Source organism: Cyanobacterium sp. uoEpiScrs1 (assembly GCF_947331815.1).
Taxonomy (GTDB): Bacteria; Cyanobacteriota; Cyanobacteriia; order Cyanobacteriales; family Microcystaceae; genus Rippkaea.
The window spans coordinates 2,374,752-2,386,806 of sequence record NZ_OX373462.1; the positions used below are offsets into that span (position 1 = coordinate 2,374,752).

At 35.7% G+C, this 12,055-nt stretch carries 8 protein-coding genes; 4 read left to right on the forward strand and 4 right to left on the reverse strand.

Annotation, left to right across the window (positions count from 1 at the left end):
- Positions 1-123: 123 nt before the first annotated feature.
- Together bioD and argS are read left to right on the forward strand one after the other, a co-directional pair.
- A complete protein-coding gene (gene bioD, locus OXU93_RS08230; RefSeq protein ID WP_267383716.1) occupies positions 124-807 on the forward strand; it encodes a dethiobiotin synthase in 684 nt (227 codons plus the stop codon).
- Positions 808-818: 11 nt separating this feature from the next.
- The gene (gene argS / locus OXU93_RS08235; RefSeq protein WP_267383717.1) at positions 819-2,576 is read left to right on the forward strand and encodes an arginine--tRNA ligase; all 1,758 of its coding nucleotides are present in this window, start codon (positions 819-821) and stop codon (positions 2,574-2,576) included.
- Positions 2,577-3,451: 875 nt separating this feature from the next.
- Here argS and OXU93_RS08240 read toward each other — a convergent pair.
- Positions 3,452-4,042: a hypothetical protein gene (locus tag OXU93_RS08240; protein WP_267383718.1), complete on the reverse strand. Its 591-nt coding sequence runs from the start codon at positions 4,040-4,042 to the stop codon at positions 3,452-3,454.
- Between the two features lie 547 nt (positions 4,043-4,589).
- On the opposite strand from OXU93_RS08240, the gene OXU93_RS08245 reads away from it, so the two are divergent.
- On the forward strand, positions 4,590-6,020 hold the full coding sequence (locus OXU93_RS08245; RefSeq protein WP_267384860.1) for a cobyrinate a,c-diamide synthase: 1,431 nt from the start codon (positions 4,590-4,592) through the stop codon (positions 6,018-6,020).
- On the opposite strand, the gene OXU93_RS08250 is transcribed toward OXU93_RS08245, so the two are convergent.
- Positions 6,021-6,248 carry a hypothetical protein gene (locus tag OXU93_RS08250; protein ID WP_267383719.1) on the reverse strand — a complete coding sequence of 76 codons (228 nt, stop codon included), beginning with the start codon at positions 6,246-6,248 and terminating at the stop codon, positions 6,021-6,023. It lies immediately after the preceding gene.
- Positions 6,249-6,443: 195 nt separating this feature from the next.
- Between OXU93_RS08250 and OXU93_RS08255 the strand changes: the two genes are divergently transcribed.
- Complete coding sequence (locus OXU93_RS08255) at positions 6,444-8,441, forward strand: iron uptake porin (RefSeq protein ID WP_267383720.1); 1,998 nt, start codon at positions 6,444-6,446, stop codon at positions 8,439-8,441.
- 246 nt (positions 8,442-8,687) lie between these two features.
- Here the strand turns inward: OXU93_RS08255 and OXU93_RS08260 are convergent, their stop codons facing one another.
- Together OXU93_RS08260 and pyk are read right to left on the reverse strand one after the other, a co-directional pair.
- The gene (locus OXU93_RS08260) at positions 8,688-9,071 is read right to left on the reverse strand and encodes a DUF4346 domain-containing protein (RefSeq protein ID WP_267383721.1); all 384 of its coding nucleotides are present in this window, start codon (positions 9,069-9,071) and stop codon (positions 8,688-8,690) included.
- A 91-nt stretch (positions 9,072-9,162) separates the two neighbouring features.
- Entirely contained in the window at positions 9,163-10,941 is a 1,779-nt protein-coding gene (pyk, locus tag OXU93_RS08265; protein WP_267383722.1) for a pyruvate kinase, read from the reverse strand.
- Positions 10,942-12,055 lie beyond the last annotated feature (1,114 nt).

Here is a 12,055-nt window from a genome sequence, read left to right on the forward strand (position 1 = left end):
TAATCTTCCCAAGAAGTTAGCAGACAAATGGGACAATCAGAGATAATTACTCTCGTCGTTCCCTAAACTTAAACGAAACTAAATAATTACAGAAAAATTTTAAGAGCTGTTTTGATTGATAAAATGACAACATTGTTAATTGCAGGAACAGACACAGAGGTCGGAAAGACTGTTGTGACAGCTGCCTTAGCGGCTTATTGGTGTAAGTATCATTCCCATCAACCCTTAGGTTTAATGAAACTTTTACAAACTGGAGAAGGAGACTTCCAATATTATCAACGATTGTTTGCTGATTTTAGTTTTATACAAGTAGTTAACCCCTTATCTTTTAAAACCCCTTTGGCTCCACCCGTCGCAGCCCAACAAGAAGGAAGATCTATACCTTTGCAAAAAGTTTGGCAAGATTTAGTTTCTTTAAAACAAACATCTGATTTCATTTTAGTCGAAGGATTGGGGGGATTGGGATCTCCAGTGACTTGGGAGTTAACGGTAGCTGATTTAGCGAGAGAATGGCGATTATGGACAGTTTTAGTCGTTCCAATCAAGTTAGGATCAATCACTCAAACGATAGCTAATGTAGCTCTAGCTCGTCAAAGCCATGTTAAACTCAAAGGCGTTATTTTAAGTTGTTCTAAGTATGTTTCCGAACAAGAATTAACCGATTGGGTTCCTATAGATTTAATCCAACGGTTAACGGGAGTTCGAGTCTTAGGAATTTTACCCTACCTACCAGATATAAATGATATAGATAGATTGGCTCAAGTTTCTTCTAACTTGGATTTAGAGTTTCTATTTGATAACTTTTAACTATACAAAATATGGCTTCTATCAAGAAACAATTAACTCAATATTTTTGTCAAGCATTGGTTGATGCTTTCGGAGTCAATTTTGTTGAAATTGATCCGTTAGTGAGTCTTGCAAGTAATCCCAAATTTGGAGATTATCAATCGAATATAGCCCTAGTCTTAGCTAAGAAATTAGGAAAAAACCCAAGAGATATTGCAAAAAAAATTATTGAAAACTTAGCCTTAGAAGAATTAGGAGACCCACCCACTATTGCAGGACCAGGATTCATTAATATTAGGCTGAAAATAACTTATTTAGAAAGTCAACTTAAGGCAAGTAGATCTAATCCTAATTTAGATATAGGAAAAACTGACTATTCTCAAAAAATAATTGTTGATTTTTCTAGTCCTAATATCGCTAAAGAAATGCACGTTGGACACTTACGATCTACTATTATCGGTGATTGTATTGCCCGGATTTTAGAATTTCGAGGACATCAAGTTCTACGACTCAATCATGTGGGAGATTGGGGGACACAATTTGGGATGTTAATTGCTTATTTAGGTGAAGTTTACCCTGATGCTTTAACCACAGCAGATGCCTTAGACATTGAAGATTTAGTAACATTTTATAAGCAGGCTAAACATCGCTTTGATAAGGATGAAGACTTCAAACAAAATGCTCGAAATAAAGTAGTTAAATTGCAGGCAGGGGACGAAAAAACATGTCGTGCTTGGCAACTATTATGTGATCAGTCCCGTCGTGAGTTTCAGAGTATTTATGATCGTTTAGATATCAGATTGACCGAACGAGGTGAATCTTTTTATAATCCTTTTTTAGAGGATATCGTTAAAGAATTAGATAGAAAAGAATTACTTAAAGAAGATGCAGGAGCACAATGTGTTTTTTTGGACGGGTTCATTAATAAAATGGGAGATCCTTTCCCCTTGATTGTACAGAAATCTGATGGGGGTTATAACTATGCGACTAGTGATTTAGCTGCTTTAAAATACCGCATTGAAGAGGATCAAGCTGAACGGATTATTTATGTCACCGATACTGGACAAGCTAATCATTTTGCTCAAGTTTTCCAGGTGGCTAGGAAAGCTGATATAGTACCTGAACAGTCGGAGGTTATTCATGTCCCATTCGGTTTAGTTAAAGGAGAAGATGGGAAAAAATTAAAAACTCGTTCAGGGACAACAATTAAGTTACGAGACTTATTAGATAAAGCTGTTGGTTATGCACGTCAAGATCTTAGTGAAAGACTAGAAAAAGAACAAAGAAAAGAATCTAGAGAGTTCATTGATAACGTTTCTAAAGTAGTAGGAATTAGTGCCGTTAAGTATGCAGATTTAAGTCAAAATAGAATTAGTGATTATATCTTTAGTTATAAGAAAATGTTGTCATTGCAAGGGAATACAGCTCCTTATATGCTCTATGCCTATGCAAGGATACAAAGTATTAGTCGAGAGGGAAAAGTCGATTTACAAAAGCTAGGCGAAGATACTAAAATTATTCTCAAAGAAGATACTGAAATTGATTTAGGAAAATACTTATTACAAGTGAATGACGTAATAGAAGAAGTTGAAAGAACATTGCTTCCTAACCGTTTGTGTGACTATTTGTATGAACTGAGTAAAAAATTCAACCGATTTTATGAAAATTGTCCAATTTTAAAATCAGAAGAACTTTTGAGGACTTCTCGTTTATTGTTATGTGATTTAACAGCAAGAACTCTAAAACTAGGTCTGTCTTTATTAGGTATTTCTGTTTTAGAAAGGATGTAGTTATACTTTTATATTTTCTAGACTAGTTATCAAAACGATATAATAATATCCAGGGCTATAACTACTACTTAAAAAGTTAAGATTACCAAATAAAAAATTTAAAAATAATTGGCTTATAACTTAATCATGTTTAGTTTAGACAAGATGTAGTTTATGTTAAAGAATAATGGTATTTGTTTACAGATCATTTTGAGTGAAATCAATATTTATAACAATAAATGACGAGCTTTTCATAAAAATAAGCTACAAAAAAAACGATTAAGTATACATTTAATTTCTACTTTATGACTTATTAATCATAACAAAGTTTGAATAACTTCATGTTAAAAAATGATGATGGTATTGTACATCAAAAAAATATTTATATAAAAATTGCTATTCTAAAACTGGGTCTTGACTGATTAACTGGCAGAGTTAAAGACAAAATTTTTGATTTTGACATCAGTTATTAACTCAATATTATTGTATTCATTGCTTCTAGAAGAAAATATTGGTTATTTAAGATCAACAATTTTATTTAGTTAATAAATTTCTATCAAAGACTATAGTTGATTTGTTAATTGTCGCTATATTTAAATATGTATTACTTTAATTACAAAAGGATATTGTCTCAAGTCTTTAATGATAATTTATACCAACATATAATTTGTTTTTTTAAGCAATATTATTTACTTATAATCTTTGCTTAATCTAGTCCTGTTTAAATAAAACTCTCTAGTGATTAAGTGCTTAAATATTTAGACATAGATAAATTCGGATAGTAAATATATTTAGTTTATCAATAATAGTTAGGCCAAGTAAACAAAGTGCGCCTAGGTGATTCTTGTGAGGTTTTAAAAACATCAATCACAATAAATTATAATTAGTTTTAAAGTTTACCTGGCTAATTCTTGATAAACAGCGGCTTTAAGTTTGGAGTATAATTGAGATGAGTCTGAATGAGGTATAAACTGGTGAATTGAACGCTTGGACTTTATGTTTAATTGAACAAGTTCATCAACTTGCAGTTTATTCTCTAAGGTCCCATCATTGAAATCAATATTTGGAGGGGATAATTCCGTTTTTTGAGAAAATTGAGTCAACTTATGCATTGCTAAAGAGTTTGATTTTTTTAAAAGTTTATGTTGAATATCTTTTTTATCTGATTGATTAACTTTCTTAGTTTCTTGAAATTTTGTAATTAAAGATTGAGACTCAACTTTGGCAACATTTTCTCTATTGAGGAAAACACCGCGACAGATCAACCGTTCAAATTCGTGGGGAAAGTGGAAGGTCGGCTGTCCTCGTCGTTTCCATAAACGAAGAATATGGTCAACAGAGACGGCTTTGTAACGTCCTTGATACAAGGCTTCGATAATCGCTAAGCGAATCCAGTATCTTGAACAAGAGGCCAACCAATAGTCAATATATTCAACTGGAGAACGTTCTTGCAAGTCAAATCCGTAACAGTCGAGTAATACTGCCATTTGGGTTATGGTTTTTTTGTTAAACTGTATCACTGATTTTACGGGGTCTATTGGACAAATAACTTCCAAAGAATATTACCTTTTGAAGTTAATTAAGTTAATTGTAGTTTTATTCTAGAGCATTTAAACTAGAATTCGGACTTCTTATTTTTTAAAATGTTCGGTGATTCATTAATTAAGTAACTTCGAGTCAGTTCAAGAACATAAGTAGGATGGACGATCTATCGTCTAATAAGGGAATCTTCATTATGTATTTTAGGAAGTTAAAAGATTATTCTTTTTCTTATACTTAATATTTTATCCTTAGGCTATAAACAGATAACATCGCTCGGTGTTACAAAATAACAGTTTTGGACGATCTACGTGAAATAGTATTTCAATGAAGTAAATGGAATTGATTTTTTCAAAAAAATATATTTTTTAGGTTATTTGCATGTATATGTATACAATATCAGCTATATTGTAGGAATAACTAAAATTTTTGTGTAACAAGAGATAAATAGATAAAAACAAAATATTATTTTAGGTAAATAAAGAAGTGGCATTAATGATTGCAGGTGATCGCAGTAGTGCAGGGAAAACAACAGTTACCCTGGCACTACTTGCCTTTTTAGCATCCCAAAAACACCGAGTACAATCCTTCAAAGTAGGTCCCGATTATATCGATCCGATGTTTCACACTGCTATTACTGGTCGTTCCTGCCGTAATTTAGACCCCATTCTGACCTCTGAAACTTATATTCAATTGTGTTTTTCCAAACATTGCCAAGGAGTTGAATATGCCCTAGTTGAAGGGGTGATGGGTTTATTTGACGGTATTCCCTTAAACAAAGCAGATGACACAAGGTTTAAAGAAACAATTGTAAAAACGCCGTCCAAGGAAAAAAGTTCGTTAGATTACGGAAGTACGGCTCATGTTGCTCGACTCTTGAACATCCCTGTGGTTCTTGTGATTGATTGTTCTCATTTATCGGGATCAGTAGCCGCAATTATTCATGGTTATAGTTCTTTTAACCCCCACCTTAATCTAGTAGGAGTTATTTTAAACCGTGTAGGTAGTGATCGCCACCTATACCTACTTCAACAATCCCTGGATATACTTAATGTCTCTATTGTGGGAATTCTACGCCGTCAAGACTCTTTGACGATTCCTGACCGACATCTTGGTTTAATTCCCACTAATGAACTGAGTCACTTAAAGTCTTTATTTCAACAACTTGCCCATTTGGCTCAAACTGCTTTCAACTGGCAGTATCTTTTGCCATTACTTAGTTCTTCTCATCTTGATTCCCTTACACCTCCACTCCTTCAGCCTATTATTCCTTCCTCTTCCATAAAAATTGCCGTTGCTAGTGATCACGCTTTCAATTTTTACTATCAAGACAACCTAGATATCTTACGAACTTTGGGTGCACAGCTTATTAGCTGGAGTCCCCTAGAAGATGAAAACTTACCTAAAGGTATTCATGGTCTCTATTTTGGGGGAGGGTTTCCCGAAATGTTTGCTCAAGAGCTTTCCCAGAATCATCGGGGACGAAAAGCGGTAAAAGCCGCGATTATTAATGGAATACCGACCTATGCTGAATGTGGTGGATTAATGTATCTTTGTCAAAAAATTGTTGATTTTCAGTCTCAAGAATGGCCCATGGTGGGAATACTGCCAACTACAGCCATAATGGGCAGAAATCTGGCTTTAGGTTATCGTCAAGCAACTGCTCTCCACGATAGCCCTTTGTTGACTACTGGACAAACAATTTTGGGGCACGAATTTCACCGCTCACAGCTAACTTCTATATCTAAAAATCCTTTATTTTCTGTACGAAGTTGGTATTATAACTCATCTTTTTTGAAAGAAGGATGGAGAATATATCAGCTTCATGCTTCCTATATTCATCTTCATTTTGGTGAACGTTCTGACCTTCCTAGAAAATTTTTACGTCACTGTCTTGATTTTTTTAGGTCAAATAAGCTATATTAGTCATTGTTCAGATATTGAAGTTAGCCGTTTAGGTAATAAAGGAGGTGATGCCCATGATTGAGAAAAGTAAGAGTGTGGGTCTCCTAGTTGAAGTTGGCCAGCTGTGCGCCGGAGCTGTCCTCTAGTAATTGTTTTAATCATTCCATGATTGTTGCTAGTTTTCCTTCCGGCAGTTAGGTTCCAATCGGAAGACCCCTCTAAAATAACCCCGATAGCCCCAGCTGACATTACGTCAGCTGGGGCTATCGGGGTTATTCTGCAAAATGAAAGTTTTTAATATCAAAAAAAATAATCATAAATAAAAATATACACAAGATAAACTTATGTATATTTTTATCTAAAAAAGCTGTGTATAATGGGATGAGAAGTAAGTACTATGAGACTTTTCATAGTCAATCTATAAGGTGTGAGGAAAAGCTGAAAATGCTTAGACCATTTTGGAAATCATTGTTAGTTAGTCCAGCCCTGTTGGGAATGGCTTTAGCCGTCTCACCCGCTGCAACGGCAGCCGAAACCAAGTCACAGGCTGGAGTTGCCCAGAACGAAGCGATGGGCTTTGAGATTGCCCAAGTTGAGCAATCTCAGTTAATCGAACAGCTAGAAACATACAGCAACGGAGATGGACTGGAAACTAACCAACAGGTAACCAGCGTTAGCGAACTGCGGGATGTGTCTCCTACTGACTGGGCTTATGAAGCTCTTCGTAGTTTAGTTGAACGTTATGGTTGTATTGTTGGTTATCCTGACCGTACCTTTCGGGGTAATCGTGCCACCTCCCGTTGGGAATTTGCCGCAGGGTTAAATGCTTGTTTGAACACTATGGAGCGTCTGATCCAAGAGAACGTGGCAGTTCTAAGGGAGGATATTGAGAAACTCAAGCGGTTAATGCAGGAATTCGAAGCAGAACTTGCTGCTTTAGGCGCACGGGTTGATAACCTAGAAGGTCGAGTAGCTTTCTTGGAAGATCATCAATTCTCTACTACTACAAAATTGGTCGGGGAAGTTATATTCGCTGTTACTGGAGCAGGTGGTAGCCGTTCGTCTGAGGATAACCAAGCCGTTCTACAAGATAGAATTCGCTTAAGCTTCAACAGCAGTTTCAGCGGAGAAGACCTCTTAGTAACACGTTTATCTGCTAGTACAGGGACTGGAAGTAATCGTTTTACTATGAACCAGCCTGATCTACGCGTAATTAATCCCGATACAGGTCAACCTATTGGGATTTCTCTTGAGGAGAATACTATCGTTAACCCTACCGCTACCCAAACCTTTAATATTGGGCCGCGGCGTAATGAAGAAGACAACGACGTTGTGATTGACTGGGTGGGTTACTATGCTCCAGTTGAAATCTTTAACAACTTCAAGATTGATACCTATGTATCTGCTTGGGGTGGTAAGTGGTACGACTTTGTTCCTACTTTGAACCCCTTCTTCGAAGATTTTGACGGTGGTAAGGGTTCCTTAAGTACCTTTTCTCAACGTAACCCCATCTACCGGATTGGGGGTGGTGCTGGTGCTGGTGCTAGTGTCCAGCTTGACTGGTTAGATAACGTTCTCGGTCCCACATCGATCAGTTTCGGTTATTTAGCAGGAACCCCCAACAGTCCTTGTGTGAATGGTGATGGTGGTAGTAAGTGTAACAGTGGCAAAAGCACTAACCCTGCAACCGGCAAACCCTACGCTGAAAGTGATGGAGGTAACGGTCTATTCAATGGTAACTACGGTGCTTTAGCTCAGATCAATACCAATATTTTTGACAGTGTAAACATTGGTTTTACTTATGTTCACGCTTACCACAAACCCGATAGCCCCATCTTCGGTGAAGGTATTAATAAGGGTCCTGGAATTGTCGGTACTTCCATTGCTAACGGTTCTCGTTCCACTCTAAATAATGCTTTTGCTGGTGGAAGTGTAGGAGATCCAGGAACTAGTACTAGCTCCTTTAATGGTAGTGGACGTAACTCTCTAGATGGACTTGAAGTTAATCCTTTTGACTGGGGCGGTAAAGTCACTAACAGTTATGGTGTTGCTGGTACTTGGCGCCCCTATGATTGGGTTAACTTCAGCGCATTTGGTTCATTCCACAACGTTCGCTATCTTGGCCGTGGTATGAGTGCTGAACTTTGGACTGGTGGCGGTGGCTTCGCCTTCCCCGACTTGTTCAAAGAAGGTAACTTATTAGGTGTATTTGCCGGAGTTCAACCTTATCAGGGTGATAGTGATCGTCCCACCACTGCTAAGTATCACGCATTACCTCTGCAAAACCCTGTAACAGTTGAAGTGTTCTATCGCTATCAAGTTACGGACAATATTTCTCTAACTCCTGGTGTAATTTGGATCTCCAAACCTGAGCAATTTGTGAATAAGCAAGGATCTGACGGTGAGGTCGTTGGAACTCTTCGAGGTACCTTTTCTTTCTAGATTTAATCTAGTGTAGTGCAAAATAAAAAGCCCTGCTAATAACAGTAGGGCTTTTTATTTTATGTCCTTAAATTAAGAACGTGGAATTTAGGATTATTGTGCGTTGGAAATGAAATATCTCTAAAATAGAATATTTGAATAATTTATGAGAAATATTTTTCAAATTTTTATTAAAATAAAACCTTACTCTACTCTTAAAAAAGTCTAACTCCTCAATTGTTGCTAGTGGCTTTGTTGAACATTAACTTAGTCTTGTATATACTTCGTTCCCTTAATTAGTGCAATTTCAGCACGAATAAATTCGCGTCCTAAATAAGCTGCATGGTCTAACATAGTGATTGGACAAGGTTTAATTTCTTCAAAAATTTTGATAGACAATTCTTTAGCTGTTCTTCCTCTATAAATTGTCTCAAAAGTACGTTCAACTTCTCCATCACAAGCAATTATCTTACCAGTTTTGGGATCGGCAGCTAGCCCTTGTTCATTAATAACATTAGTAAAATGTTTAGCACAAATTAATTGCTTCTCACGCTCAAGATAAATAATAAAGTATCCACCAGGATCAAGAGAAATAAAACGTCTTGACAATTCGTTATCAATAGAACTGATTTTTGCTAGTGTTTGAGTCATTGGGATAAAGCTCTATTTTTGATAAGAATAAAATTAATGATTCTGATTAATAAAATAGGTCAGATAAGGTTGATTACTTTTTCTTAACCATTTAAAACAATTCGTTTCCATTGCCCCTAGCTATAGCCCCAGAATAAACGTAGCCTTTTTCAGCATCTAGAGTTACAATTGCCCCTTCACGAATAATTTTGGTGGCATCTCTCATAGCGACAATGACAGGAACTCCTAAACGAATTCCAATGACTGCGGCATGACTAGTAAGACTTGGTTCTTCAGTAATAATACCTGAAGCTTTTCGCATCATTTCTACAAAATCAGCATTAGTTTGGGGGACTACTAGAATATCTCCTGCCTTAAAATCTCCTAACTCGCGAGAATTATAAGCGATTCTTGCCCGCCCACTGGCGGAAGCCTGTCCAATTCCTACTCCCTTTCCTAAAATGGCCTTGACCATTTCTATTTTAATTAAATCTGTTGAGCCTGCGACTCCCTGGAGAGTTCCAGCTGTCATCACCACTAAATCCCCATCTTGGACTAGCCGATTTTCCTGTGCAATATTAATAGCCGATTGAAATGTCTGACTAGGAGAAGGAAAATCTAGAACCAACAAAGACTTAACTCCCCATACTAACTGTAACTGTCGGGCTACATCTACATGGGCAGTAATAGCCAAAATGGGCCTGGGGGGACGAAACTTAGAAACATTGCGTGCCGTTGATCCTGTTTTTGTTAGAGTCATAATAGCTGCTGCATCTAATTCCTGAGCAATTTGACCAACAGCTGAAGAAATAGCATTAGTTATCGATTGTTTGGGATTAGAAGAAGGTTTTATTAAGACAGGTTCTTGTTCCATGCGTTCAGCGATAGTGGCCATAGTAGCTACTGCTTCGACAGGATATTTACCAACCGCTGTTTCATTGGAAAGCATCACCGCATCGGTTCCATCGAGAATAGCATTTGCCACATCTGAGACTTCAGCGCGAGTAGGTCGGGGATTATTGACCATACTATCCAACATTTGGGTGGCTGTTATTACTGGAATTCCTAATTTGTTGGCTGTGAGAATTAGACGTTTTTGAAGAATTGGTACATCTTCTGCTGGCAACTCCACTCCTAAATCTCCCCTGGCCACCATTACTCCATTACAGAGAGTGAGAATCTCCTCCATGGCTTCGATCGCTTCATGTTTTTCAATCTTAGCGATAACTGGAACTGCTTTCCCTGCATTAGTAATTAAGTCCTTAATTTCTAATATGTCCTGGGGATTACGAACAAAACTAAGGGCAACCCAATCTACTCCTTGATCGAGCCCAAACATCAAATCGGTTTTGTCTTTAGCTGTTAATGCTTTAACCGATAGATAAACTCCTGGAAAGTTAACTCCTTTATTGCTGGAAAGTACCCCTCCAACTACTACTCGACAGTGTAATTCTTGATTAATGCGATCAACTTTTTCTACTCGCATTTCTACTTTGCCATCATCGAGGAGAATCTTCGCTCCATTAGGAACTTCATCAGTTAGATGTTCGTAGCTAACGTAGCTAATTTCTGAGTTACATTCAACTTTACGACTAGTGAGAATAAAGGGATCACCGTTTTTTAGATTTATAGATTCACAAGCAAATTTACCAAGGCGAATTTTAGGACCTTGTAGATCCTGTAGAATACCCACAGGTTCATTGAGTTCAAAGGCTGTTTGACGAATGAGGCGAATTGTATGTTGATGGTAATCGTGATCACCGTGGGAAAAGTTTAGACGAAAGGTTGTAGCACCAGCTAGAATAAGCTTTCGCAGCACCTCTTTATTCTGGGTGGACGGGCCAACGGTGGCAACAATTTTAGTTCGACGAAATAAAGTGCGCGGTTGCATAGAGATACTAAGATCCTAGAGTCGAGGATGGATCGTGTTCTTATAAATAATAGTTTTCCTTGCCTATCCTCTCATAGATTGAACTATAAATCATGCAATTTCTCTATATTTTTTAGCCCACAAAGCTGTATTATTACGTAATACAGCTTTGTGGGCTAAAAAATAAAACAGAGAATATGTTAAATATAATATAGAACTATCGAAATTATTACAGAAAATACAGTATAAAATTCAATTAATAACTCTGTACTTATTACTTTTTTTAACCCTTGATATTTAATAATTAATCTTTTAATACAAATATATTTCGTATTTTCTTTTTATAATAAGTAAACTATTAATGACTAAATATGAATTTTTATCCTATAAACTAATATGATAAAACCACGGAATATATTTTTTACAAAAAGTAAATACTTAAGTGTTCATCATCAGGTAGTTATTTGACAAACTAATTAAACAATATTATTTATACTAAGTAGTTAGAAAAATAAACAATACTATATTCCGTAAATTTAAATATCATCATTGAGCAGTAATATATTTAGAGTATAAAATACTCTAGTGATTATCATGGTTTTAAAAATAGATCATGCAAAAAATCATAGGTATTAACTTAAATTTAAACATTATTTAAAAGAATAAAAAAGTAATTATTTATATAAAAAATCAATAAAATACTAAACAAATAATATTAGTAATTGGGTATAAACTTTTTGTAAAATATAAAAAATAGTCTAGCTATATTAGCTAGTTCTTAAAAGAGTTAAACTAACTTACAATACAATATAAATAGGCACAAAGGATGTAAATTAACTTCCTGGTGTAAAATATTGTTTATTTCAAAAATAAACAATATTTTGCTTAAAAATAAATAATCAATCAACCTTAATTGATTACTATGGTAGTAACACTATCTACTGTATAAATAAGTTATCTTAACTGGATACAGGTAAGTATTTATAAAAACCAGACAGAATAAAAGTAAATGAAATTTTTATACGATAAATCAATCAGCAGATATCTTAACTTAAGATATATCAATAATAAAAGTATATACTAATTTATTTTAAAAAAAACTTACTATTTATTAGCAATAATCCTAAAGAAAAGA